Annotated in this window: 18 protein-coding genes and 1 pseudogene; 12 read left to right on the plus strand and 7 right to left on the minus strand. The window is 72.0% G+C overall.

Annotated elements, in window-relative coordinates; all coding sequences use genetic code 11:
* Positions 1 to 63: 63 nt before the first annotated feature.
* From NE857_RS10075 to NE857_RS10085, 3 genes are all read right to left on the minus strand, one after another.
* Positions 64 to 708, minus strand: a complete 645-nt coding sequence (locus NE857_RS10075; RefSeq protein ID WP_254420754.1) for a dihydrofolate reductase family protein — start codon at positions 706 to 708, stop codon at positions 64 to 66.
* A gap of 76 nt (positions 709 to 784) precedes the next feature.
* Complete coding sequence (locus tag NE857_RS10080; RefSeq protein ID WP_254420755.1) at positions 785 to 2149, minus strand: SGNH/GDSL hydrolase family protein; 1365 nt, start codon at positions 2147 to 2149, stop codon at positions 785 to 787.
* A 74-nt stretch (positions 2150 to 2223) separates the two neighbouring features.
* Positions 2224 to 3471 (minus strand): 8-amino-7-oxononanoate synthase, encoded by a 1248-nt coding sequence (locus NE857_RS10085; RefSeq protein ID WP_254420756.1) that lies wholly within the window; start codon positions 3469 to 3471, stop codon positions 2224 to 2226.
* A gap of 340 nt (positions 3472 to 3811) precedes the next feature.
* On the opposite strand from NE857_RS10085, the gene NE857_RS10090 reads away from it, so the two are divergent.
* From NE857_RS10090 to NE857_RS10110, 5 genes and pseudogenes are all read left to right on the plus strand, one after another.
* Complete coding sequence (locus NE857_RS10090) at positions 3812 to 5158, plus strand: adenosylmethionine--8-amino-7-oxononanoate transaminase (RefSeq protein ID WP_254420757.1); 1347 nt, start codon at positions 3812 to 3814, stop codon at positions 5156 to 5158.
* Positions 5155 to 5862: pseudogene (gene bioD, locus NE857_RS10095) on the plus strand (dethiobiotin synthase); the annotation flags it as partial. The gene NE857_RS10090 and the pseudogene bioD, both read left to right, overlap by 4 nt.
* Positions 5863 to 6059: 197 nt before the next feature.
* The gene (gene fabI, locus NE857_RS10100) at positions 6060 to 6857 is read left to right on the plus strand and encodes an enoyl-ACP reductase FabI (protein WP_017579507.1); all 798 of its coding nucleotides are present in this window, start codon (positions 6060 to 6062) and stop codon (positions 6855 to 6857) included.
* Between the two features lie 195 nt (positions 6858 to 7052).
* On the plus strand, positions 7053 to 8261 hold the full coding sequence (locus NE857_RS10105; RefSeq protein WP_254420758.1) for a hypothetical protein: 1209 nt from the start codon (positions 7053 to 7055) through the stop codon (positions 8259 to 8261).
* Positions 8258 to 8671, plus strand: a complete 414-nt coding sequence (locus NE857_RS10110) for a hypothetical protein (protein WP_254420759.1) — start codon at positions 8258 to 8260, stop codon at positions 8669 to 8671. The genes NE857_RS10105 and NE857_RS10110 overlap by 4 nt, the downstream gene beginning before the upstream one ends.
* A 4-nt stretch (positions 8672 to 8675) precedes the next feature.
* Here NE857_RS10110 and NE857_RS10115 read toward each other — a convergent pair whose 3' ends face one another.
* A complete protein-coding gene (locus NE857_RS10115) occupies positions 8676 to 9167 on the minus strand; it encodes a DUF3291 domain-containing protein (RefSeq protein WP_254420760.1) in 492 nt (163 codons plus the stop codon).
* Positions 9168 to 9287: 120 nt separating this feature from the next.
* On the opposite strand from NE857_RS10115, the gene NE857_RS10120 reads away from it, so the two are divergent.
* Complete coding sequence (locus NE857_RS10120) at positions 9288 to 10763, plus strand: aminotransferase-like domain-containing protein (protein ID WP_254420761.1); 1476 nt, start codon at positions 9288 to 9290, stop codon at positions 10761 to 10763.
* Positions 10764 to 10856: 93 nt separating this feature from the next.
* Here NE857_RS10120 and NE857_RS10125 read toward each other — a convergent pair whose 3' ends face one another.
* Positions 10857 to 11471 carry a superoxide dismutase gene (locus tag NE857_RS10125; protein WP_017579511.1) on the minus strand — a complete coding sequence of 205 codons (615 nt, stop codon included), beginning with the start codon at positions 11469 to 11471 and terminating at the stop codon, positions 10857 to 10859.
* Between the two features lie 525 nt (positions 11472 to 11996).
* Here NE857_RS10125 and NE857_RS10130 point away from each other — a divergent pair.
* The 6 genes from NE857_RS10130 to NE857_RS10155 all read left to right on the plus strand — a co-directional run bounded on the left by NE857_RS10130 (position 11997) and on the right by NE857_RS10155 (position 23148).
* On the plus strand, positions 11997 to 14069 hold the full coding sequence (locus tag NE857_RS10130; RefSeq protein ID WP_254420762.1) for an acyltransferase family protein: 2073 nt from the start codon (positions 11997 to 11999) through the stop codon (positions 14067 to 14069).
* Positions 14070 to 14332: 263 nt separating this feature from the next.
* Complete coding sequence (locus NE857_RS10135) at positions 14333 to 15367, plus strand: class I SAM-dependent methyltransferase (RefSeq protein WP_254420763.1); 1035 nt, start codon at positions 14333 to 14335, stop codon at positions 15365 to 15367.
* 105 nt (positions 15368 to 15472) lie between these two features.
* Positions 15473 to 17497 carry a glycosyltransferase family 2 protein gene (locus NE857_RS10140; protein ID WP_254420764.1) on the plus strand — a complete coding sequence of 675 codons (2025 nt, stop codon included), beginning with the start codon at positions 15473 to 15475 and terminating at the stop codon, positions 17495 to 17497.
* Positions 17494 to 19179 carry a glycosyltransferase family 2 protein gene (locus tag NE857_RS10145; RefSeq protein WP_254420765.1) on the plus strand — a complete coding sequence of 562 codons (1686 nt, stop codon included), beginning with the start codon at positions 17494 to 17496 and terminating at the stop codon, positions 19177 to 19179. The genes NE857_RS10140 and NE857_RS10145 overlap by 4 nt, the downstream gene beginning before the upstream one ends.
* A 184-nt stretch (positions 19180 to 19363) precedes the next feature.
* Positions 19364 to 21397 carry a glycosyltransferase family 2 protein gene (locus tag NE857_RS10150; RefSeq protein WP_254420766.1) on the plus strand — a complete coding sequence of 678 codons (2034 nt, stop codon included), beginning with the start codon at positions 19364 to 19366 and terminating at the stop codon, positions 21395 to 21397.
* Entirely contained in the window at positions 21394 to 23148 is a 1755-nt protein-coding gene (locus tag NE857_RS10155; RefSeq protein ID WP_254420767.1) for a glycosyltransferase, read from the plus strand. Before NE857_RS10150 ends, NE857_RS10155 begins: the two co-directional genes overlap by 4 nt.
* Before the next feature lie 86 nt (positions 23149 to 23234).
* Here the strand turns inward: NE857_RS10155 and NE857_RS10160 are convergent, their stop codons facing one another.
* Positions 23235 to 23690, minus strand: a complete 456-nt coding sequence (locus NE857_RS10160) for a MaoC family dehydratase (RefSeq protein ID WP_254420768.1) — start codon at positions 23688 to 23690, stop codon at positions 23235 to 23237.
* 84 nt (positions 23691 to 23774) lie between these two features.
* Entirely contained in the window at positions 23775 to 24902 is a 1128-nt protein-coding gene (locus NE857_RS10165; protein ID WP_254420769.1) for an enolase C-terminal domain-like protein, read from the minus strand.
* Positions 24903 to 25165: the final 263 nt, after the last annotated feature.

Consider the following 25165-nt stretch of genomic DNA (forward strand, 5'->3'; position numbering starts at 1 on the left):
ATAGCGGGACGACGGGGCCCCGCCCGGATCCGATTCGGGCGGGGCCTGTTTTCCAGTTCCGGGTCACTTCCGCCAGAACAGGTGATGCCTCACCCCGCTCGGGCTGGGCACGACCTCCAGGTGAAATCGGTCGAGCAGCTCGTCGGGTGACTCCCAGAGCCGCAGCCCGGACCCGAACCTCTCCGGTACGACCGCCACATGCAGGGTGTCGACCAGGTCGGCTTCGAGGAACTGCCGGACGGTGGCGACCCCGCCGCCGAGCCGGACGTCCTTGCCCCGTGCCGCTTTCCGCGCCTGATCCAGGACCTCGGCCGGGCCGCCCCCGACGAAGTGGAACGTGGTGTCGGAGAGCGTGAACGAAGGGCGCTCGTGGTGGGTCAGGACGAATACCGGAGTGTGGAACGGGGGTTCGTCGCCCCAGGGGCCAAGCCATTCGTGGTCGTTCCAGGGGCCGCGCTGGGGGCCGAACTTGTTGCGGCCCATGATCTCGGCGCCGATGTTGTGCGCGAAGTCCCGGGTGAAGTAGTCGTCCAGCCCACGGCTGCCTCCCGGGTCGGTGCGGTTCGGCCAGCCCGCCGTCGCCTCGGCCCAGGCGAAAAGCCTCTCCGGGGAGACATCGCCGAACGGTCTTTCGAAACTCTGGCCCTCGCCGGCGCCGAACCCGTCGCTGGAGACGCTGAAGTTCTGGACCCTCAGCAGTTGAGTCATGTGTGCCTCCTATCGGTTGACAACAGGACTGACTCTCCGGGCCGGGAGAACTCATCGCCGAGGCGGGGCATCCGCCCTAGGATCCGGCGTCGGCGGTGCCTTCGTCCTCGTCGTCGCCTTCGTCAGCGTCCTCACCGTCGTTTTCGTCGTCGGCGCTGTCCCCGTCGGATTCGGTGCCGGGCACGACGTTGGCCGGGTCCAGGGGGCCACCGAGCTCGGTGTGCAGTACGTCGGCGTCGACCCTCTCCAGGGTCTCCCTGGAGGTGAACAGCACACGTTCGGGGCCCTCCTCGATCTGCAGGCGCACGCGCTCGGCGATGGAGCGCTGACCCTGGGCGGTGGGGTGGAAGCTCGCCCGGTCCACCCGCAGGCCCTCACCCAGCTGGCCGAGGACGATGCCGTTCAGCCAGGAGTCGTCCTCACTGACCTCGTAACCCTTCAGCGCGGTGAAGACGTTGACGAACTCCACGCTGCCGACCTGGCGGGTGCCGTATATGTCGCCGTCCACCTGGTAGACGGTGTCCCGGATACGGTCGTTGAACCGCTGGGCCACGGTGTTCAGCCACAGCTGGTCGCCCTGGGAGAGCGTGTAGTACATGCCGGGCGGTTCCTCGGGGAAGAGCCGGGGGTAGCCCAGCACCAGCACGCGGGCGTCCGGTGCGCGGTCGCGGATGTCGGTGAGCACCTTGGTGAGGGTCTCCTCGAAGGTGTCCATCTTCTCGTCTACCTCGTCCTCCTGGTCCGTGCAGGCGGTCCGCTCCAGGAGCGGCATCCGCACGATGCAGGTGCGCAGGACGGGGATGAAACCGAGGTCGTTGCCGCCGATGCCGACGGTCACCAGCGAGGTGTGCTCGGTGACCCGCTCGAGCTGGGACTCGGGGGTGCCGATCTGGCTGAGCATGTCCGAGCCCTTGTGGCCGCTGCACGCGTAGAAGCCCAGCGCACCCTCGAAGGAGAACTCCTGCTCGATGAGGTTGGCGTAGGCGTGCTCGGAACGCCAGCACTCACCGGGTTCGGCGGTGCCCTCCTCGTAGTCGCCCGCGCCGTCGCCGGAGGAGTAGGAATCGCCCAGCGCCACGTAGTTGCCCCACAGCGCGGCTTCCTCCGGTTCCATCTGGACCCGCCAGTCCTCCTCCTCTTCCTCCGTGATCGGGGGGAGGGGTTCGGCGGGACACACACCGCCGGTGGTGTCGCACCACAGGCGCAGGAGGGCGTCGCGGCTTGTGGGCACGGCGAGGGTGATCATCAGTGCGAAGACCAGGACGGCCGCGGTGACCAGGGTGACGCGGGCACGGCGGCGGCGCTTGGGGGACTTCTTCTTCCCCTTCTTCCCGATCGCCGTGGCGCCGGTTCCGGGGGACGGAGACTCGCCCTCCGAACCCTGCTCCTGAGGGTCCTGAGGGTCTTGGGGCTCGCGGGGGTCACCATCACGCGCTGACACGGTCGCCTACCGCCTCCCAGATCCGCGGGCGTGCGAGGTGTGTTCGTCCGACACACCCTGGTCCACCCGTCAGACTACCCGGGGCGGTTTGTCGTGATGACGTCGAGAACACGGCGGATATCGGTGTTGTCCAGCGTGGCGCGGGCGGTCAGGCGCAGCCGGGAACGGCCGTCCGGGACCGACGGCGGACGGAAGCAGCCCACCCGGACCCCGTCCTTCCCACAAGCCGCGCGCCAGGCCAGCGCTTCTTCGGGCGAGGGTGCCAGCACCGACACCACCGCGGCGTCCGGATCGCTGGTATCCAGCCCCCGCTCGCGAAGCCCTTCGGACAGCTCGCGGGCCCGGGACCGCACCGCCTCGGCCCGCTCGGGTTCGGCGCGCAGCACCCGCAGGGCCGCCAGCGCCGCCCCCGCGGCCGCCGGGGCCAGTCCGGTGTCGAAGACGAACGTACGCGCCGTCTCCACCAGGTGCCGAATCACCCGCCGCGAACCCAGGATCGCGCCGCCCTGGGAACCGAGCGACTTGGACAGGGTCACCGACACCACCACGTCGTCGGCGCCGCCCAGCGGGGTACCCCCCACGGCGCCGCGCCCGCCCGGCCCCACCACCCCGAGCCCGTGGGCGTCGTCCAGCAGCAGCGCCGCGCGGTGGGTGCGCGCGGCCCCGGCCAGGGAGCGGATGTCGGTGAGATCGCCGTCCACCGAGAACACGGTGTCGCTGAGCAGCAGCCGCCGTCCCGGGCCTCCGCGCAGGAGTTCGGCGGCGTGCTCGGCGTCGCCGTGGCGGAACACCGCGACCCGGGCACCGGCGGCCTTGGCCAGCCGGGTGGCGTCGATCAGGGAGGCGTGGTTGTACTGGTCGCACACCACCAGGGGCGGTTCGACATCCTCGGCGGCCGGGGTGACCAGCGCCGTCACCATCGCCAGGTTGGCCGTGTACCCGGAGGAGAACACCAGGGCGGCCTCCGAGCCGTGGAACTCGGCCAGTTCGCGCTCCAGCTCACCGTGCAGCTCGGTGTCCCCGGTGACCAGCCGCGAACCCCCGGCGCCAGCGCCCCAGGTGTGGGCGGCCTCGGCGGCTGCCGCCACCACGGCGGGGTGGCGCATGAGTCCCAGGTAGTCGTTTCCGGCCAGGTCCAGGAGGTCGTCGGAGGGGGAGCGGGGCACGGTGCGGCGGGTCAGTCCGGCGCGGGCCCGGCCCTCGGCGGCCCGGTCCAGCCAGTCCAGGGGGTGGCCCTCGGGCAGCGGCTCCGGCTCGGGGCGGGTGGCGCGCAGGGTCCAGGGACGGCGTGCGGTGCGGGTACCGGTGTCGAGGCGTTCCATGCGGGTGAGAGCTCCTCGGAAAGTTCGGTGGCGCGTCTCCGGGCGCTCGGGGCGACCCGGTCGCGGGGCCAGACGAGTTCAAGGGAGATACGGCAGAAAACTTGTGCGCGAGGTAAAGGTACCGGGTGTCACCGCGCAGGGGAGAGACCCCTGGCGGGCCGACCCAGCAGCGGCCAAGCCCGCTGGGGCGGCCCGTCCCTTGTTGTGCCAGGGAGGCATGTACGACTCTGCCGGTCCGTGAGCGCGCAGTCACCAGTGGAAGCCCACAAAGATTCGGCGGGGATTCCTGGCTCACTCGTAGGGGGCGCCAGAGCTCGCGCGCGGGGAAGAATGGGGGACCATGTCGCGAACCAGCACCGAGACGGCCCATCCCGCACAGGTTCGAGCCGCCGACAGCGCGCACCTGTGGCACCCCTACACCACCGTCCCCGCAGCTGAGACCCCCTACGTGGTGACCGGGGCCGAAGGCGTCCACCTGGATCTGTGGTCGGACGGCGAGCACCACCGCGTGATCGACGGCATGTCCTCCTGGTGGTCGGCGATCCACGGCTACCGCCACCCCCGCCTGGACGCGGCCGTGCACGCCCAGGTGGACCGGTTCAGCCACGTGATGTTCGGCGGGCTCACCCACGCGCCCGCCGCCGCGCTGGCCGAGGCCCTCGTGGAGATCACCCCCGACGGTCTCGAACACGTCTTCCTCGCCGACTCGGGGTCGGTGTCGGTGGAGGTGGCCATGAAGATGTGCCTCCAGTACCACCGCTCCACCGGCAACCCGGGCCGCCGCCGCTTCCTCACCTGGCGGGGCGGCTACCACGGCGACACCTTCCACGCGATGAGCGTGTGCGACCCCGAAGGCGGCATGCACTCGCTGTGGGGCGACGTCCTGCCCGGCCAGGTGTACGCGCCCGCACCGCCCGCCGGGTTCGACGACGCGCCCGACCCCGCCTACCTGGCGGAGTTCGCTGAGCTGGCCCGTGAACACGCCGGGGAACTGGCCGGGATCATCGTCGAACCCGTCGTCCAGGGTGCGGGCGGCATGCGCTTCCACCACCCCGGCTACCTGCGGGAGCTGCGCCGGATCGCTGACGAGCACGGGATCCTGCTGGTCTTCGACGAGATCGCCACCGGATTCGGCCGCACCGGCGAGATGTTCGCCGCCGACCACGCCGGGGTCGTCCCCGACGTGCTGTGCGTGGGCAAGGCGCTCACCGGCGGGTACATGACCCTGGCCGCTACCCTGTGCACCGCGCGGGTGGCCCGGGGGATCGCGGAGGGGGAGGTCCCGGTCCTCGCGCACGGGCCCACGTTCATGGGAAACCCGCTGGCCTGCGCCACCGCCCTGGCCTCGGTGGAACTGCTCACCGAGGGCGACTGGCGGGGGGACGTGGCCCGGATCGAGGCGGGGCTGCGCAAGGGCCTGGCCCCGGCGCGGCAGCTGCCGGGCGTGCGGGAGGTACGGGTGCTCGGAGCCATCGGGGTGGTCGAACTGGACCGGCCGGTGCGTATGCGCGCGGCCACCCGCGCGGCGATCGGAGCGGGGGTGTGGCTGCGGCCGTTCCGGGAACACGTGTACGCGATGCCGCCCTACGTGTGTTCCGAGACGGAGGTCGCCCGGATCGCCGAGGGGATGCTGGCGGCCACCGAGGCGACCCTGGCTGAGGAGCCGGGGCCGGAAGGGGAGCTGTGACGGACGTGCTCGTGGTGACCGGTACCGGCACCGAGGTGGGCAAGACCGTGGCCACGGCCGCCGTCGCCGCGCTGGCCGCGGCCCGGGGGCGGCGGGTGGCGGTGCTCAAGGCCGCCCAGACCGGGGTGGGCCCGGGGGAGGAGGGCGACGCACAGGCCGTCGCCCGCCTGGTCCCGAGCGCGACCACCGCCGAGACCGTCCGTTACCCCGACCCCCTCGCCCCGGCACGGGCCGCCGCCCGGGTCGGCGGTGAGGGACCGGCGGCCTGGGAGATCACCGACCGCGCCCTCGACCTGGCCCGCGAACACGACCTGGTGCTGGTGGAGGGCGCCGGAGGGCTGCTGGTCCGGCTGAACGCGGCCGGGGAGACCCTCGCCGACGTCGCGGAACTGCTGTCCGCGCCGGTGCTGGTGGTCGCCGACCCCCGGCTGGGCACCCTCAACGCGACCGCCCTGACCGCCGAAGCCCTGCACTCGCGCGGGTTGGTCCCCGCCGGGGTCGTGGTGGGCTCCTGGCCGCGCGAGGCCGGGGAAGCGGACCTGGCGATGCGCTGCAACCTCCTCGACCTGCCCGACATGGGTGCCGGACCGCTCGCGGGCGTCCTGGCCGAGGGGATGGGTGAGCTGGAGCCGCCGGCCTTCACCGAAGCGGCCCGCCGCTCCCTGGGTGCGGGGCTCGGCGGCACGTGGGAGCCCCCCCGACGGAGTCTGAGCACGGAGCGGGCCGGGACCCCATCGCGTCCCGGCCCGTTTTTCCCGGAAACCGGCGGGAACCTTCTCCTGCTGGCGGACCTCTTCAAAGCACATGCTGAATTCTTTGTGCCGTTCCACGGCAGACGGACCCCGCCCGGCGCCGATACGTTGCCACTGCCAGCCCGAACACCGCCCACCAGGGGAGCCCCTTGAACCTGCTCATCACCGGCATCACCACGCAGTCCTCCATCGCCTACGCGATCGCGGAGGAGGCCATGAACCAGGGGCACGAGGTGATCCTGACCAACCCGCCCGGCCGCGCCTTCTCCATCTGCGAGCGCATCGCCAAGCGGCTGCCCAAGGAGCCGGTCGCCGTCCTGCCCATGGACGTCACCGACCCCGAACAGATCGCTGCCACCGCCAAGGAGATCAGCGAGCACTGGGACCACGTGGACGGTCTGCTGCACGCCATCGCCTACGCCCCGGAGTCGGCCCTGGGCGGCAACTTCCTCAACACCGAGTGGGAGGACGTCGCCAAGGCGATCCACATCTCCGGCTACTCGCTGGCCGCCCTGACCGTGGGCATGCGCGACCTGCTCGCCAAGGCCCCCGAGGGCGCGGGCGTGGTCTCCCTGACCTTCGACGCCAGCGTCGCCTGGCCGGTCTACGACTGGATGGGCTCGGCCAAGGCCGTCCTGGAGAACTCCGCCCGCTACCTCGCCCGCGACCTGGGCCCGGACGGCATCCGGGTGAACACCATCTCCGCGGGCCCGATCAAGTCCCTCGCGGGCGGCTCCATCCCGGGTTTCTCCCAGATCGCCGACTCCTGGGCCGACAACTCCCCGCTGGGCTGGGACACCAAGGACACCACCGTGGTGGCGGGCCCGGCCCTCTTCCTGATGTCGCCCGCCGCCCGCGCCGTCACCGGAACGGTCATGCACGTGGACGGCGGCTACCACGCCATGGGCGCCCCGCTGGCCCCCACCCCGGGCCCGGTCTCCGCCTGAGGGGAGCTGTCAGCAGGCACTTCCCCCGCCTGCAGCAGTTGACTTCCAGGGGAAGGCCGTACCTCGACGGTCGGCCAGGAAGTCAGACTCCTGGCCGGGTGTCCCCAGCCCACAGGGGACACCCATCGTGGCCGAACGGGCGCTGTATAAGCTGAGTGGCCGGTGCCGGGGTTCGAGAAGAGTGAGTGTGGCGTCATGCGGTTGACCCTGTCCAACGGTGGGGAGATCGAGCTGTCACGGGCCATGGTGAATGCCATGGGCAACACCCTGACCGCAACGGGTGACCGTGCTTGGAGTTGCCTGGACATCGATGTCGCGCTGGAGACGGCCCAGGCGCTTGAACGACGGGGCCTGGTGACCCTCTCACCCCAGGGCCCGTGGTTCGTGACGGCTGCGGGCCTGGAGGTTATGGACGCCCTGGAGCTCGACACGGAGAAGGGGGATTCAGAGGCCCCTCCCACGGTGGATCCGGCTGAGGCCTCCTCCGACGAGATCGAGAAGAAATCCGAGATCCGGCCTCAGAAGGGTGTGCCGCCCCGGCGCGTGACCGTGCATCCTGATGTCTCCACAAATCAGGCGCAACGCCTCCAATGGGCGATCAGGCAGGGGGAACAGAAAGACCTGGTCCCCACCCGGTTGCCCAAGGAGTACTTCGGCAGCCCGAGAATGCAGCTGGCAATCGGAGTGGGTGTGGTCGTTATCGTCCTTGGCTTTCTGGCGTGGGACATCATGCTGGGGATCGTCGCTGGCATTTTTTGTTGGGTCGCTGTGGGACAGCGGTACCTGTGGTACCGGCGTGAACTCGGTATAGCTGTGACACAGCTGAGAAACAACCCCTTCCACGTCATCGAGGACTACAAAGGGCTGTATACCACCGGTGAGATGCTCGATCGGGAAGCCAAGGGCATGCTCGGCCGGGCCCAGGCGGCGGTTGACACGGTGCTGGACTCTTCACTTCACCGCGAGGGCTTGCTGCTGGACGAGATCCGTAACCGGGTGGTTCTGGTCGACACGGAGTGGTGGATTGCCCGGGACCTGTACGAGCAGGCGCAGACCCGGCAGCGGATCGACAGTGCCCCGGCGGTTGGTGAACGCAGTCGGCAGGCAGCCGAGCGTGCTCGGGCCGCTCTGGCTAAGGAAGCGGCTCGGGTGGAGTCGAGGATCCGAACCCTGGAGTCCTACGCTGACCGGGTGCGCGCGGCTGAACTTGAGGTGCGTGACCGGGAGTTGGCGGCCGAGCTCGACGCTATCGCCGATCAGGCCGAGCAGGTCGGGGCGGTCCGGCCGCAGAACGATGAGTCGCTGTCCGCGTTGATTCAGGCCCAGGAGCTGGCTTTGGAGATCGCGGCCTTCAGTGACGACCGGGATACCGACGGGATCGTTCGCCAGGGTGGCGAATCGTGACGAATCCTCCCGGTGGCCACGCCGAAGCCGCTCTGTCTCGGGAGACCCCGCATCCTGAGGGGCGGGGCATACTCGGGCGGGTGCAGCGGGCGGTGGACGCCGTGCTCGGGTCCTCCCTCCAGGAACAGGGGCTGCTGCTGGACGGGGCCCGCAACCGGGTGGTTCTGGCGGACGCGGAGTGGGCGCTGGCCCAGAGCATCCTGCACCAGGCCCGGTCGCGGTACACCCTGGACACCACCCCGGCGGTGGGGGAGCGCAGTGAGCGGGCCGCCGAGCGGGCTCGGGCCGCGGTGGAGGCGAAGGCGGCCCGACCGCACCTGGACGCCTCACTTTCGGCGCTGCTCAAGGCCCGGGAACTGGCTCTGGAGGTCGCCGCCCTTGCGCCCGGGCCCGGCTCTGACGGGCGCTGAACCCTCAACCGACCGGGGCCGGGACCGGGGAGGCCAGGGTGAAGGCGCGGGGGCTGGGGCCGCGGGTGCGCAGGAGCTCGGTGCGCTCCTCGACCTCGGCCGCGCTCACCCCGGTTCCGGTGGTGGACCACCACAGGGTCCGCTCCACCGTGGGGAAACGACCGGCTTCCGCGCGGTAGACGAGGAGCTCCCGGTGGGTCCGCTCCACGAAGGAACGCAGGTCGGCGGGGGAACGCCACCGGCTCACCAAACGGATCCGGTCGCCCTCGTCGGTGAAGTGGACCTCGCCCAGGTGGCCCAAGTGGTCCTCGGCCTGTGCCCGGAGCGCCGCGACCAGGGGCCGCAGGTGCTCGCGGTTGCCGGTGATCGTTCGGGCCTCGACCAGGACCGTCCAGTGCGCGGTACGGGCCGGTTCCGAAGCGGTGCAGCGGCTCCGCGTCGCCTTCGTGCGCGTGTTGACGTGGCGGTCGGTGCGGCGGGGAAGGTGGGAACGCATGGGAACTCCCGATGTGATTGGACCCTGGTAAAGAGTCCACTTTGGCTCTGGTGGTCTGGGTTGGCCTAGTGCCAGTATCGGAGTCCAAGGCGGCGGTGAGTAGATCCAATGGAGCCACAAATGGACCCTGTTCGACGTACCGACGAGCTCGTGGACGTACTCGGGGCCTGGTCCACCGGCAGCGGGGCCCTCTACCGGCGGCTGGCTGGATCCCTGCGCGGGCTGGTCGATCAGGGCACCCTGGTCCCGGGGGAACGCCTGCCCTCCGAGCGCAACCTCGCGGCCGCCTTGCGGATCAGCCGCACCACCGTGGTCTCCGCCTACGATCACCTGCGCGACGAAGGCGTCCTGGAGAGCCGTCAGGGCAGCGGAACCCGGGTGTGCAGCACCAGGGCCCCGGTCCGCTCGGACGGGTGGAGCGCCAACGGCAACGGCAACCCCATGTACCGCAACCTCCTCCATACGGACGACAGCGTCATCTCCACCGCCTGCCTGCGCACCCCCGCCCTGTCCGGGGTCGAGCAGGCCATCCGGGAGGTCGTGGCCGAGGACCTGCCAGCCCTGATGGCCGAGGGCACCTACCACCCGCGCGGTCTGCCCGCTCTGCGCGAGGCGATCACGCACTTCTACGAACGTCAGGGGCTGCCCACCCACCCGGACCAGATCGTGGTCACCACCGGCGCCCACCAGGCGGTCGCCCTGGTCGCCCAGCTCTACCTGCGCCCGGGCTCTCCCGTGGTGGCCGAGGACCCGAGCTTCGCCGGCTGCCTGGACCTGTTCCGCGACCGCGGCGCCGAGATCCATCCGGTTCCGTTGGACGCGCAGGGCATCGACGTCAACGGGGTCCGCCGCGCCATCGCCGAGCTCCACCCGCACCTGATCTACGTGATGCCCTCGTACCACAACCCGACCGGCACGCTGATGTCCGCGGCCCGGCGCCGGGAGCTGGGCGAGCTGTCGGCCCGACACGGGGTGCCGGTCCTGGAGGACAGTGCCTACACGGGCATCCGGGCTGACGAGGAGCCCCCGCCGCTGGCCGCGTACGCCCCGCGCGGTGCCGAGGTCATCACCGTCGACTCACTGTCCAAGGTCGGCTGGGCGGGACTGCGCCTGGGGTGGCTGCGCGCCCCCGCGGAGATGGCGCTCCGGCTCAGCCGCCGCAAGGTCCTCGCCGACCTGGCCAGCCCTCTGCTGGACCAGGCGGTCGCCGTGCGGCTGCTCAACGGCTACGACCAGCTCGCCCGGCATCGTTCGGCGGAGCTGCGGGAGGCGCTGGAGCACATGGAGCAGTTGCTGCGCAGGGACCTGCCCGACTGGGAGTGGCGGACTCCCGAGGGCGGCGCGGCCCTGTGGATCCGCCTGCCCGGGGCCAGCGCCCGCGCCTTCGCGCAGGTCGCGCTCTGTCACGATGTGGAACTGGTGCCCGGATCCGCGATGTCGGCCACCACCGACGGCGACCACGGGGAGTACTTCCGGCTGCCGTTCGCCTTCGACCGCGCCACCCGTGAGGAGCTGGTCTGGCGGCTGGCCAGGGCCTGGCGCGAACTGGGCCGGCACGGCCCGGTGGAGAGCCACCCGGACGTCCTGGTCGTCTGATCCCCGGTGAGGGGCGGGAGACGAGAGGAGGGCGGCGCCACGTGAGGTGGTGCCGCCCTCCGCCGTTCCCGGTGCTCGGCCGGGTGGGTACTACTAGCCGATCTTGACCTTCTGGGCCTCGGCGAAACGCTGCTGGACGTCGGCCCAGTTGACCACGTTCCAGAACGCCTTGACGTACTCGCCCTTGACGTTCTTGTACTGGAGGTAGAAGGCGTGCTCCCACATGTCCAGCATCAGCAGCGGCTGCGTGCCGATGGCGATGTTGGCCTGCTGGTCGTACAGCTGCTCGATGATCAGGCGCTGACCCAGGGCGTCCCAGGCCAGGATCGCCCAGCCCGACCCCTGCAGGCTGGTGGCCGCGGCGTTGAAGTGCGCGCGGAAGGCATCGAACGAACCGAACTGGTCGTCGATGGCGGCCGCGAGCTCGCCCTCGGGCTTGTCGCCACCCTCCGGGGAGAGGTTCTTCCAGAAGACGGAGTGGTTGACGTGGCCGCCGAGGTGGAACGCGAGGTTCTTCTCGAGCATCGTGATGGTGCTGAAGTCGTCGGCCTCGCGGGCGGCGGCCAGCTTCTCCAGCGCACCGTTGGCCCCGGCGACGTAGGCGGCGTGGTGCTTGTCGTGGTGCAGCTCCATGATCTGACCGGAGATCCACGGCTCAAGGGCCGCGTAGTCGTAGGGCAGCTCGGGAAGCGAATACGGCGCAGACATCTCTGACGCACCTTTCCAATGACTAGGTTCGTCGGGCTTACAGCGATGGGATCGCTCTAGGCAGAAAGCTATCAGCCAGGTGGGGATCGGCCCGATGTCAGGCCGCTGACACCCGTTCCCGGGAATAAACGGCCGATGGGGCGCCAACGGATCCTGGCCCTGTGTCACGGGCCGGGGACCCTCGGGTCCGTGGCCCGTGGGGCCGACGTGCCCCCTGGGCTCTCTGACCTCTTCCCACCCTTCCCGGACTCCGCCCCGCTAATCCTCACCCTTTGTCATGAAACTCCCGAAGGCCCGCCGGTCACCCGTCTCCCGCCACCTTCGGTCCTAGCCTGGCCGGGCCGAACGGCGGACCCCTGAATGATCGCCCGGGGTGCTGGAGAACGTTGTTCGGACGTTGGTTCGCAATTCACCGGTTGGGCATCGGCGGTGGCGATAATGCATCGCCGAATTCGAGTTAAGGAACCCGTTCATACGCCTCATTCGGTAAAAATTCTCCCCAACTCTCCGAGGCCGCCGCCGCTCATGCGCAACTCCACCCCGAAGACCCCCGACGACCGGTCGACCACTGTTCCGTCCGTCCCCGACAGCGTGCGCGACCGGGGCGGCGGAGGCCGGTTCCGGCCCGAGCTCGAAGGGCTGCGCGCCGTCGCCGTCCTGCTCGTGGCCGTCTACCACATCTGGTTCGGCCGGGTCTCCGGCGGTGTCGACGTCTTCCTCATGCTCACCGGCTTCCTGATCACCGGATCCCTGGTCCGGAGCGTGGAACGGGAGGGCCGGATCCGCTTCGTCGCCTTCTGGACCCGGCTGGCCCGGCGGCTCGTGCCCGCCGTGGCGGTGGTCCTGACCGCGACGATGGCCGCCATGTACCTGTGGCTGCCCCGCTCACGCTGGCCGGACATCCTGGGCGAGGTGCGTGCCGCCGCGCTCTACTACGAGAACTGGGTCCTGGCCGACAACGCGGTGGACTACCTGGCCAGGGAGGCCGCCGCCAGCCCGGTTCAGCACTTCTGGTCACTGTCCATCCAGGGGCAGTTCTACCTGTTGTGGCCCGTGCTGATCGCCCTGGCGGCGCTGGTGGCCATCCGGGTCCGGCTTCCCCTGCGGGTGACGGTCCTGGCCGCGGTCACCGCCGTGTTCGTCCTCTCCCTGAGCTACTCGGTGTCCATCACCGCCCGGGACCAGGCCTGGGCCTACTTCGACACCGGCGCCCGCCTGTGGGAGCTGGCGCTGGGCGCGATCCTGGCCCTGGTCATCCACCGGGTGCGCCTGCCGGTGCGGCTGAGGGTCCTCCTGGGCTGGTTCGGACTGGCCGCCCTGGTCTCGTGCGGGGTGCTGCTCTCGGTCTCCACGCTCTTCCCCGGCTACATCGCGCTGTGGCCGACCGGCGCGGCCGCTCTGGTGATCCTGGCCGGGACCACCGGCAGCCGCTACGGCGCGGACCGCCTGCTCACCTGGAAGCCCCTCGCCGACATCGGCAAGCTGTCCTACGCCCTCTACCTGTGGCACTGGCCGATCCTGGTCGTCTACCTGGAGATCACCGGCCGGACCCTGGCCAGTCCGCTCGGCGGCCTGGGAGTGCTGGGGCTGTCCCTGGGCCTGGCCTGGATCACCCACCGCCTGATGGAGGGCGGCCTGGACCGCTTCACCGAACCGGCCCGCCGCCGCACCCCCGGCTGGGCACTGGGCATCGCCGCGTCGCTGATCGTCCCGGTCCTGGCCGCCTCGCTGCTGTGGAACGGCCGTCTGGAGCAGCAGCGGGCCGAGCGCTCCCTGGAGCTGGCCGCGCCCGAGAGCTACCCGGGGGCCCAGGTGGTTTCCGACCCCGACCTGTTCGCGGCGCTGCCCGACGTCCCGGTCCGCCCGGACCCGGCCGATGCCAAGCAGGACCTGTCCTGGCACCACCAGGAGGGCTGCCACGTCAACCTCGACTCGGAGGAACTGGTCGTGTGCGACGTCGGCCCCGCCGACGCCGAGCACACGCTCGCCCTGGTCGGGGCCTCGCGCGCGGCCCACTGGTATCCGGCCGTGGCGGCCGCGGCCCAGGCCCAGGGGTGGCGGCTGGTCTCCTTCACCAAGAGCGGCTGCCAGTTCAGCACCGAAACCGCCTACCGCGACGGCGCGGTCTTCGACGAGTGCGAGGTGTGGAAGGCCAAGGCGCTGGCCGAGGTGGAGGATCTGCGCCCCGGCGCGGTCCTGACCTCCTCCACCCGCTCCACCCTCAACGGGGAGACCGTCCACGACGGCTTCCTGGGCGTCTGGGAGCGGCTGGACGGGCTGGACATCGAGGTGATCGGCCTGCGCGACCTGCCCCGGCTGCCCTACAAGGGGGCCGAATGCCTGGAGGCGGGCCCGGTCGACCAGTGCGTGTCCGCGGTCTCGGCCAGCCAGGAGGACGTGGACCCGGCCACGCGGATCGACCTGCCGCCCAACGTCACCCTCATGGACCTCACCGAACACGTGTGCCCCGGAGGTGCCTGCAACGCGGTGGTCGGCAACATCCTCGTCTACTGGGATCACTCGCACGTCACCGCGACCTACGCGAGCACTCTCGGCCCGGTGATGGAGGAAGCGCTGGTGGCGGCCACCGGATGGTGAGCCGGCGGAGGTCTGCTGAATTCTCCGGTCACCGAAATACCGACCGGTGAATGACGCCCCGGTGAACGCCGGGGGAATTGATCCCCGCACGGGTTTCGATTTCGACAGCGAAAGGCTCCGCGGTTGCTTTGAGGAGTTAGTGTCGAAAGCGACCGGGAGTTTCTCGCGCAATCTCCGGGCCTACCCCTCGAACCTCGAACGCACTGCCCCCCGAACGCACTGCCCCCCGAACCCGCTGCCACGCAACCCCGTGGAGGTCTCCCTTGCCCTCTCTCCGCCGCAGAGCCAAACCTCTCCTGGCCGTCGGTGCGGTCCTCGGCCTGGCCGCCCTGGCCCTCCCGACGGTGTTGGGTGTTCTGGCCGTGCTGAGCTGGGCAGAGGCCGTGATCGCCACCGCCGTGCTGCTGCTCGGCGCGATCGTGTGCGCGCTCGGCGCCGGGCTGTGGCTGCTCCGCCGCTCGGTGAGCGCCCTGGCCACCAGCGTCAACGGCCACACCCGCAGGGTGACCGAGGTACTCGGTCAGGACCGGTTGGAGATCACCGGTTCCCTGGACGAGGTGCGCGAGCGCATCACCCGTCTTCAGGACCACGCCCTGCCCAGGGCCAGCCGGGAGATCCAGCGGACCGTCACCGTGCAGGGCCGCCACGACTACGAGCAGCAGGTGGCCTGGGCCGAACTGCGCGAATACCTGGACGTGGCCCCGTTCATGCCGCCGCTGCGCGGTTGGGCCGCCTCCCCGGACGTGCTGCGCCTGCTCGTGAAACTGATCGACCGCCACTGCCCCGAGCTGGTGGTGGAGTGCGGCAGCGGCGCCTCCAGCGTGTGGATCGGCTACGCGCTGCGCCGCGCGGGCACCGGCCGACTCGTCGCGATCGAGCACGAGGCCCGCTACGCCGAACTCAGCCGCGACCTGATCGCCGCGCACGGGCTCGACGACGTCGTCGAGGTCCGGCACGCCCCGCTCACCGAGGTCAAGCCCGATCTGGCCGGGGCCGAACCGGAGGTGCCGGTGGGATCCGCCCCGCTCTGGTACGACCTCTCCCGCCTGGGCGACCTGAAGCGCATCGGCCTGCTGTTCGTCGACGGCCCGCCGCAGGCCACCGGTGCGCAGGCCAGGTACCCGGCGGTCCCCGCCCTGCTGCCGCACTGCACCGACGACGCCGTCATCGTCCTGGACGACGCGGACCGGCCCGACGAGCGCGCCCTCGGCGACCGCTGGATCGCCGAACACCGCCTGCACCGCACCGAGGAACAGGCGGAGAAGGGCGCACACGTGTTCACCCGCCGGCCCGCCTGACCCATCGCCCGCCCGAGCCCGTCCCCGGCCCACCACCGGGCCCCGACCCCGAACCGAGTCCCGGCAGCCCGCCCCCAGCCGCCGCCCGAGATCGAAGGCCACACGATGATCACCACCGTCCTTCGGCAGGCCCTACGCGCCCGCGGCAGGGAACCGGCCGTGCTCTGCCACACCGGCGCCGACACCCGGGCGGACCTGGCCGGGCTGCCCACCGCCCCGGGCGACGTCCTGCTGGACCTGGACGCCCAGCCCCTGGGGCGGCCGGTTCTGGACGGGACCGCGGAGGACCCGGTCGCCGGGCTGGTGGCGGTGATCGCGGCCACCACCACCGACCTCCACCGGGTCCTCACCTCGGCGGTCCACCTGCCCCGGGCCGTGCACGTCGTGGTCGCCCTGGTCGCCACCCCCGGTCACCAGGAGCCCCCGCTTCCGGTGGGCCCCGGCATGGGCCAGTGGCGCGACCTCCAGGAATCGCGCCTGCGCCGGGTGGACAACCGAGGCTGGATCTGTGAGCTCTTCTTCCCCAACGCCATCGAGTCCGCCTCGGTGCTGGACGCGGTCTTCCAGGGCACCCGCGGCCGCCGCCGCGGACCGGCCGTGGCACCCCTGGTCGCCCTCAACGGACACGAGGCGGCCCTGTGGCGCCCCGGTGACACCGGAGCCAACGGGGTGGCTGACGAGGGGCCGGTCCCGCTGCGCCGGGTCACCCCGGTGGCCGACCTCGCCCTGCGGGTACACGAGGGCGAACGGCTGCCCGCCTGGACCGACGAGGCCGTACCCGCTCTGGACCGGACCACCACCGGCACCGACTCCTGGGACGAGCTCATCGGCCCGACCGGCTACGCCCGCGCCGCCGACCGGCCGGTCGACCCGGTGCAACGGGTCGCGCCCGTCGACGAGACCACCGTCAACCCCACCGGCTTCGGCAAGGCGGAGAACGGCCCGCTCGGCCACCTCACCCTGCACGGCGACCGCGCGGTGATCAGGGAGGGGAAGAAGGACCTGGTGACCGTCGCCCCGGACGGCACGATCACGGACGTGGACCTGTCCCGCCTGCGCCGACTGCGCGGGATCCGGGTGGACTGGTCCGGACACACCGGCCCGCACGCCGCCGCGCGTGCCGTGGCCGGTCTGGCCGCCGGGGGCGTCCCCCTGGTCAGCGACCCCGTCCCCGCCTGGGCCGCCGGACTGGGCACCGACCTCACACGGTTGCTCACCGCCGCCACCGAGGCCGACCTGTCCGACCGCCTGGCCCGTGAGGAGCACAGCGTCCGGCTGCGCCGTGCCGCCCTGTACACGCACGGCCTGCGCTCGCGCTGGCGCGCCCTGGCCGCCGAGGCCGGGGTGCCGGTCCCGCCCGCCCCCCGGGTCTCGGTCATCCTGTGCACCCGCCGCCCCGACATGGTGGGGTTCGCGCTCGCCCAGATCGCCCGCCAGCGGCGCGTGGAACCGGAGACCGTCCTCACCCTGCACGGCTTCCCCGCCTCGCTGCCCGAGGTGCGCTCGGCGATCGACGCCTACCGCGCCACCGGCCTGCCGCTGATCGTGCACGAGGCGCCCGCCGACCGCGTCTTCGGCGCGGTGCTCAACGACTCCGTGGCCCGCGCCTCCGGCGACCTCATCGCCAAGTGGGACGACGACGACTGGTACGGCCCCGAGCACCTGGCCGATCTGGTCCTGGCCCGCACCTATTCCGGCGCCGAGCTGGTCGGCACCGGCCAGGACTTCGTCTTCCTCCAGGAGATCGACCTCATGGTCTGGCGCAGCCGGGAGTCGGAGACCTCCACCCGGTTCATCGCCGGGGGCACCATCCTCACCGACCGCGTGGTGCTGGAGGAGACCGGGGGCTTCCGCCCGCTGCCGCGCGCCATCGACACCCAACTGCTCATCGCCGTCACCCGGGGCGGTGGCCGCGTCCACCGCACCCACGGGCTGGGCTACGTGCTGCGCCGCACCGGCGGCGGCCACACCTGGTCCGAGGACATGGCCTACTTCCTGCACAACTACGCCCGACAGTGGTCCGGTTGGCGGCCCAGCTCCCTCCTGGAGGGCGAACCCGCCCCGCTGGGGAGCGGGGCCGACACCGGGCAGCCGGTCGGGGCCGCACCGCACACGGGGGGACACCCTTGACCAGTACCGAAGAGCACACCGCGACCGCCGCACCGGCCGTGGCTCCGGCGCCCGACCGCGCACCGGTGCCCGTAACGGGGGAGCCCCTGCCCCGGGGCGAGGTGGACTTCGGCGCCCAGCCCCGGCTGCGCCGCAACGACTACGCCCCGCTCACCCCGCCGCCGCTGGGGGAGTGGACGCCGACGCTGTCGGTGAGCGTGGTGATCCCGGCCCACGGCCACCAGGACAAGCTGGACCTGGTGCTGGCCTCGCTGGCGGCGCAGAGCTATCCGGCGCACCTCATGGAGGTGATCGTGGTGGACGACGGCTCACCCGAACCCCTCACCCTGCCCGAGGTCCGCCCGGGCAACACCCGCCTGCTCACCTCCGCCCCCGGCGGCTGGGGCTCGGCGCACGCGGTCAACACCGGGGTCGCCGCCTCCTCCGGCCAGGTCATCCTGCGCCTGGACGCCGACATGCTGGTCTACCGCGAGCACGTGGAGTCCCAGATGCGCTGGCACCACCAGGTGGACTACGGGGTCGCCCTCGGCCACAAGATGTTCGTGGACTTCGACCCGGCCGCCATGACCCCCGAGCACGTGCGCGACGAGGTCGCGGCCGGCCGCGCGGAGAAGCTCTTCGACCTCGGGAGCGCCGACCCGCACTGGGTGGAGCGCCTGATCAACAAGAACGACCGGCTGCGCACCGCCGGACGCCTGTCCTACAAGGTGTTCATCGGTGCCACCGGCTCCCTGCACCGGACGCTCTTCGACGCCGCGGGCGGGCTGGACGCCGCCCTCATCCTGGGCGGCGACACCGAGTTCGCCTACCGGGTCGCCCAGCAGGGTGCGGTGTTCGTGCCCGACCTGGACACCAGCAGCTGGCACCTGGGCCGCTCCCAGATGCAGACCCGCCGCGATGCCGGGACCCGCTACCGGATGCCGTACGTGTCCAACCGCGTCCCCGACTTCCATCTGCGCCGCAAGCGCCCCGAGCTCCAGTGGGAGGTTCCGCTTGCGGACGTGCTCCTGACCGTCGGAGGGCACACCCTGGAGGACGTCGACGCCACCGCTTCGGCGCTGCTGTCCGGGACCACCCCGGACCTGCACCTGTGGCTGGTCGGTCCGTGGGGCGCGCTGCACGAGGACCGCCGCTCCCCGCTGGACGAGGACCTCCTGGACCTGCGGCTGATCCACGAGACCTTCCGCGGCGACCCGCGGGTGCGGTTGGTCGAGACCGAACCCGAGCGCGACCCGCGCGTGCCCTTCCGGCTCACCGTCGCCGCGGGCGCGGTCCCTGGCGCCGAGGCCCTGCACGACCTGATCAAGGAGATCGACCGTGAGGGCGCCGGGCTGCTGTGCGCGCCGCTGCCCGGGGCGACCAGGGGCGACGGGGTGCTGCGCCTGGAGCGCACCGCGGCCTACGCGCGCGCGCTGCACCTGGAGCCGCGGGCCCAGGGGCGGGAGCTGGACCGGGTGGTGGAGGAGACCGCGGGGACCCACTGGATCCCCGCGGAGGCCTTCGTGAAGGGCGCCGAGGAGGAGTCGGAGGTCAAGACCAAGCCCGAGGTGTTGCGCAAGCGCCTGGACAAGGCCCTGGCCGAGGCCGACCGGCTGCGGGCCCGGGCCCAGCGGGCCGAGCGCAAGCTGCGCTGGTTCACCCCCGGTCTGGCCCGCAGGGTGCTGCGCAGGCTGGCGCGCTGAAGTCTGCCCGGATCGGCCCCGGGATGGGAGCGGGCGGTTGCGCACCCGGTCGCACACCGCGCGAAACAGACACGCCGCGACGGTGTGTAACCCTGTGTAACCGGATTGGCTAGGGTGGCCGGTGTGACCGATCAGGATCGGTTCTCACCTGCGCCTTCGCCCGCTCCCAACCCGGGGTCGCCCGATGATCCACTCAGTCCTACGCCAGGCGTTGCACACACGCGGCGACGAACCAGCGATCCTCTGCCACACCGGATCCCACGAGTCGACCCGCAAGGAGCTCACCCGCCTGCGGCTGCGCCGCGACGACCTGCTGGTCGACCTGGACGCCCACACCCTGGGTGAGCCGTTCGAGGTCGCTTCGGTGGGCGGAGAGGGCCAGCCCGAGGCGGTCGGCCTGGTCGCGGTGGTCGCGGCCAGCCTCACCGACCTGCGGCGCGGCCTGATCACCGCCAACGCCCTGCCGCCCACCGTCCACCTGGTCGTGGTGGTCGCGGACACCCCGGGCCACCACGGCCCCCTCGTCCCCAGCCCGCCGGGGATCGAGGAGTGGAACGACCTGCTCGAGATGCGCGTGCGCCGCCTGGGCAAACGCGGGTGGATCTGCGAGCTGTACTTCCCCGACTCCGTCGAGACCGGCCAGGCACTCGACTGCGTCCTGCACGGGACCAACGGCGGACGGCGCGGACCGCGCCCCGTCCCGCTGGCCGGGGTGCACGGGCGGGGCGGGGCGCTGTGGCGGTCCGGCGACGTCGCCGCCACCGGGGTGAGCGCGACCGGCCCGGTGCCGCTGCGCCGGGTCTCGCCCGTGGCCGACCTCGTGGTCCGCACCGACGACGGCGGCCTCCCGCTCTGGGAGGACGGGGTCGTACCGCACCTGGACGTGCCCGGCCCGGGCGCGTCCGTGTCCGGGGCCCGGGTCGCCGAACCCGACCCGGTGCACTCCCTCGCACCCGTCGACGAGCACACCGTCAACCCGATCGGTTTCACCAAGAAGGCGGGCGGCCCCATGGGGGACCTGTCCACTCGGGACGGGCGCACTGTCCTGCGTGAGGGGACGAAGGTCCTCTGCGCGGTCCCCGAGGACGGCACGGTCACCGACCTGGACATCGGGCGGGCGCGCTACCTGCGCGGGGTCCGGGTGGACTGGTCCGGGCCCGCCGCGCCGGTCACCGTGGTCCGCGCGGTGACCGCCCTGGCTGCCGGAGGAGTCCCCGTGATCAGCGGGCCGGTCCCCGACTGGGCTGCCGGGCTGGGGACCGCGCTCACCGAAACCCTCACCGGGCCGGCGGAGAGCGAACTCGCCGACCCCCTGCGCAGGGAGGAGCACAGCGTCCGGCTGCGGCGCGCCTCGCTGCGCGTGCACGGCCAGCTGGCCCGCTGGCGCGCCCTGGCCGCGCGGTCGGGCGTGCCGGTACCGCCCGCCCCCCTGGTGTCGGTGATGCTGTGCACCCGGCGGCCCGAACTGGTGGGGTTCGCCCTGGCCCAGGTCGCCCGCCAGCGCGGGGTGCGGTTCGAGCTGGTCCTGGCCCTGCACGGGTTCTCCGCCGACCTGCCCGAGGTCCGCGCGGCCGTGGCGGACTTCGCCGCGACCGGTATCCCGGTCACGGTGCACGAGGCCCCCGCCAGCCAGGTGTTCGGCGCGGTCCTCAACGACGCCGTGGACCGTACGTCCGGCAGCGTCGTCGCCAAGTGGGACGACGACGACTGGTACGGCCCCGAGCACCTGGCCGACCTGCTGATGGCCCGGGCCTACTCCTGCGCCGACCTGGTCGGGGTCACCCAGGACCTCGTCTACCTGGAGGAGCTCGACCTCACCGTGTGGCGGAGTTACCAGACGGAGAAGCCCTCCCCGGACGTGGTGGGCAGCACGATCGTGGTCGACCGCTCCGTGCTGCGCGACGTCGGAGGCTTCCGTCCGCTGCCGCGGGCGATCGACAGTCAGCTGCTCCTGGCGGTCCGCCGCGACAGCGGCCGGATCTACCGCACCCACGGCCTCGGCTACCTGCTGCGCCGCGCCGGACAGGGACACACCTGGGGGGCGGACATGGGCTACTTCCTGCGCAGGAGTACCAGGCAGTGGTCCGGCTGGCGGCCGAGCTCCCTGCTGGAGGGCGAGCCCGTCCCGCTGGGCCGGCCGAACCCGTTGGGGCAGCCCGGCCCACAGGCGGGACGGGCGCTGCCGCGGACCACCGAGTACCAGGGAGGACAGTCGTGACCAGTGCGGACAACGTCTCGGAGCGCGGTCAGGGATCGCGCCCGGACACCCGGGTGCGGGTCGGGACGGTTCCGGCCCAGGCCGGGAGCCCCGACCGGCGGGACCAACCGGGCCAGCCCCGGGTGTTCCGCAACGACTACGCGCGGTTGGACCTGCCCCGGCTGGGGGAGTGGACGCCGACGCTGTCGGTGAGCGTGGTGATCCCGGCCCACGGCCACCAGGACAAGCTGGACCTGGTGCTGGCCGCACTGGCGGCGCAGAGCTACCCCGCCGAGCTCACCGAGGTGGTTGTGGTGGACGACGGTTCACCCGAACCCCTCGCCCTGCCCCGGGTCCGGCCGGGGAACACGCTGCTGGTGCCCTCCGCCCCGGGTGGCTGGGGTTCGGCGCACGCGGTCAACACCGGGGTGGCGGCCTCCTCCGGGCAGGTGGTGCTGCGCCTGGACGCCGACATGCTGGTCTACCGCGAGCACGTGGAGTCCCAGATGCGCTGGCACCACCAGGTGGACTACGCCGTGGTCATGGGCCACAAGATGTTCGTGGACTTCGACCCGGCCGCCATGGCCCCGGAGTACGTGTACGAGGAGGTCGCGGCGGGGCGGGCCGAAACGCTCTTCGACCTCGGGAGCGCCGACCCGCACTGGGTGGAGCGGTTCATCGACAGGAACGACCGGCTGCGCTCGGCCCACCACGAGGCCTTCAAGGTGTTCGTGGGCGCGACCGGCTCCCTGCACCGGAGCCTCTTCGACGCCACCGGCGGGTTGGACCCGTCCCTGATCCTGGGCGGTGACAGTGAGTTCGGCCACCGGGTGGCGCAGCAGGGCGCGGTGTTCGTACCGGACCTGGACACCAGCAGCTGGCACCTGGGCCGTTCCCAGATGCAGGAGCAGCGTGACGCCGGGACCCGCTACCGGATGCCGTACGTGTCCAACCGGGTGCCCGACTTCCATCTGCGCCGCAAGCGCCCCGAGCGGCAGTGGGAGGTGCCGCTGGTCGACGTGGTGCTGGACGTGGCGGGGCACACCCTGGAGGAGATCGACGCCACCGCTTCGGCGCTGCTGTCCGGGACCACCCCGGACCTGCGCCTGTGGCTGGTCGGTCCGTGGGGCGCGCTGCACGGGGGCCGCCGCTCGCCGCTGGAGGAGGACGTCCTGGACCTGCGGCTCGCGCACGAGACGTTCCGCGGCGACCCGCGGGTGCGGTTCGTCGAGACCGAGCCGGGCACCGACCCGCGCGTGCCCTTCCGGCTGTACCTGGACGCCGGACCCGAGCCCTACCCCCAGACCCTGGCCGAGCTGGTCCGCACCTGCGACTCCACCGCGGCGGGGCTGCTGAGCGCACCCATGCCGGGCGCGCTCACGGCCGAGGAGGGGATGCTGCGCCTGGAGCGCACCGCCGCCTTCAGCCGGGCACGCCACCTCGCCCCCGAGGCCCAGGGCCGGGAACTGGACCGGGTGGTGGAGGAGGTCCACGGCATCCACTGGATGCCCGCGACGGACCTCATCCACACTGTCGGGCAGAGGGAGGACCGGTTGGAGGCCACGACGGCGAAGGCCGGGGCGCCGGGAACGGCGCCCCGAGCGGACGGCACGGAGGAGGGTTCGGCGGAGGTGGCCCGGCTGCGCACCGAGCTGGAGCAGGCCAGAGCCAGGGGCGACCGCCTGCGCCGCCGCGCCGAGCGGGCCGAGCGCAAGCTGCGCTGGTTCACCCCTGGCCTGGTCCGCCGCGCCCTGCGCCGGATCGCCCGCTGAGAGTTTCGGGGGCGGGTCGCTGTCGCCGCGGACCCGCCCCCGAACCCCGACCGCTTATGGAACCTGCTTGCTATGGAACCTGCTTGCTATGGAACCCAGAGGCCAAGGCTCTCGGCGACCAGGGCGGGGCGCTCCTGGCCCTCGATCTCCACGGTGTGGGTGGTGCTGACCAGGTAACCCTTGGGGGTCTCCTTCACTCCGCTGAGTTCCACCGCGTCGCGCACCCGCGAGCCCACCGTGACCGGTTGGAGGAAGCGCACCTTGTTCAGGCCGTAGTTGATGGACATCTGCGGCTTCTTCGTCAGCGAGAAGATGCTCTGGGAGAAGTGCGCCAGCAGCGACAGGGACAGGAACCCGTGCGCGATGGTGGCGCCGAAGGGGCCTTCGGCGGCCCGCTCCGCGTCCAGGTGGATCCACTGGTGGTCCTCTGTCGCATCGGCGAACTTGTCGATGCGGTCCTGGGTGATCGTCAGCCAGTCGGTGTGACCCAGGTGTTCACCCTGGGCGTCGATGACCTCTTGGATGTCGGCGAATACGCGCACCACGCCTCCACGTTCGTTAGGGGTCCGGCGCACTCCGGGGGAAGCCGGACGGTGATGCGCGCCACTCTACCTAACGGTGTTCGGTTAAGTGGCGGCGGCACCCGGGTCCTGCGCCGCGGGCGCGCCCAGCAGCAGGGTCCGGGAGGTGAAACCCGGAAGCGAAGCCTCGTCCACGTCGTGGCCCAGCCCGCTCTCGGTCAACGGCACCGGCACCACGCCGTCGTGCGCGCGCACCGGCGGAACCACCAGGTCACGACCGCGACCACCGGCCCCCGGCATCTCCACCGGCAGGGTCGCCCCGGACAGGGAGGCCAGCGCGACCGTCGCCGCCCGGCCGACCCCGGTCACCGCGGAGGAACCGCACCACACCTGCCAGCCCGCGTCCACCGCACGGTCCACCGCGCGCCGGGCCGCGGTCAGCCCGCCCAGCCGGGCCGGGTCCACGTTCACGGCGCTCCCGGCCTCGGCCAGGACCGCCTCGCGCAGGTCCTCCACCGAGGACAGCGACCGGTACAGCGCCACCGGGGTGCGTAGCTCGGCCGACAGCCGGGCGTGCGCGCCCAGGTCCTCGGAGGCGAAGGGGTCCTCGATCGCCAGCAGCCCCAGGGCGTCCAGCGAACGCAGCGCGTCCAGGTCCGCGGTGGACTCGGTGTAGCGCCCGCCCGCGTCCACCTGTAGCACCAGGAACGGGAAACTGGTCTGCACGGCCCGGACCACATCGGTGTCCCAGCCTGGCTCGACCTCCAGTCTGATCCGTCGGAAACCCGCGCCGACCTGGCGGTTCACCTCGGTGACCACCGACTCCAGGGTCACCTGCCGGGGCAGGGTCACCCCTGCGGTGAGTGCGGTGCGCTCCCCGCCCAGGGCGTGTGAGAGCGGGGTGGCGCGCTGACGGCTCCACAGATCCCAGCAGGCGGTGTCGAGCACGCCCACCAGCGCCGGGTCCCAGGGCAGGTCCGCGAAGGCGTCGGCCACCTCGGTCGGGCGGCGCCAGCCGTGGTCCAGGAGGGCGGGGGCGAAGTCCCGGGAGAGCGCCTCCCACTGCTCGGCGGTGGCCCGGGACACCTCGCCCCAGCCGCTCACCTGCCCGTCGCTCACCCGGACCAGCACCGGAACGGCTCCGTCGGCACCCCGACCGGCCAGTGACGGCCGCAGCCGCACCAGCTCGAGCTCGACGATCCGGGTCACCGTTACCGCGCCGGTGTGTGTCACTACTGTCCCACCTCATGTGTCGGGGCCCGGTCACAGGCCCCACGGTCGGAAGGGCCCACTCTTCGACGGTACCCCCGCCCGACCAGCCCGACCACCCCGTTCGCAGGGGCTGATTCGGCCAGGGGCCCAGGTCGGGCGGGCTTTGGTCGGATGGGTGACGGTTCGTCGGGGCCTCCCCATGGGGTCTCTCACTCCGGGAGACGGCGGGGCGGGTGAAGCCCGCGCGACGCGAACACCCGCGGCTGACACGGAAGAACGGCAGA

It is taken from the genome of Nocardiopsis exhalans, from assembly GCF_024134545.1.
Lineage (GTDB): Bacteria > Actinomycetota > Actinomycetes > Streptosporangiales > Streptosporangiaceae > Nocardiopsis > Nocardiopsis exhalans.

Excerpts from the sequence above, each read along its gene's own strand:
- NE857_RS10075 (WP_254420754.1), bottom strand. The coding sequence starts at position 708 with ATGACTCAACTGCTGAGGGTCCAGAACTTCAGCGTCTCCAGCGACGGG.
- NE857_RS10085 (WP_254420756.1), bottom strand. The coding sequence starts at position 3,471 with ATGGAACGCCTCGACACCGGTACCCGCACCGCACGCCGTCCCTGGACC.
- NE857_RS10090 (WP_254420757.1), top strand. The coding sequence starts at position 3,812 with ATGTCGCGAACCAGCACCGAGACGGCCCATCCCGCACAGGTTCGAGCC.
- NE857_RS10105 (WP_254420758.1), top strand. The coding sequence starts at position 7,053 with ATGCGGTTGACCCTGTCCAACGGTGGGGAGATCGAGCTGTCACGGGCC.
- NE857_RS10115 (WP_254420760.1), bottom strand. The coding sequence starts at position 9,167 with ATGCGTTCCCACCTTCCCCGCCGCACCGACCGCCACGTCAACACGCGC.
- NE857_RS10120 (WP_254420761.1), top strand. The coding sequence starts at position 9,288 with ATGGACCCTGTTCGACGTACCGACGAGCTCGTGGACGTACTCGGGGCC.
- NE857_RS10125 (WP_017579511.1), bottom strand. The coding sequence starts at position 11,471 with ATGTCTGCGCCGTATTCGCTTCCCGAGCTGCCCTACGACTACGCGGCC.
- NE857_RS10130 (WP_254420762.1), top strand. The coding sequence starts at position 11,997 with ATGCGCAACTCCACCCCGAAGACCCCCGACGACCGGTCGACCACTGTT.
- NE857_RS10140 (WP_254420764.1), top strand. The coding sequence starts at position 15,473 with ATGATCACCACCGTCCTTCGGCAGGCCCTACGCGCCCGCGGCAGGGAA.
- NE857_RS10150 (WP_254420766.1), top strand. The coding sequence starts at position 19,364 with ATGATCCACTCAGTCCTACGCCAGGCGTTGCACACACGCGGCGACGAA.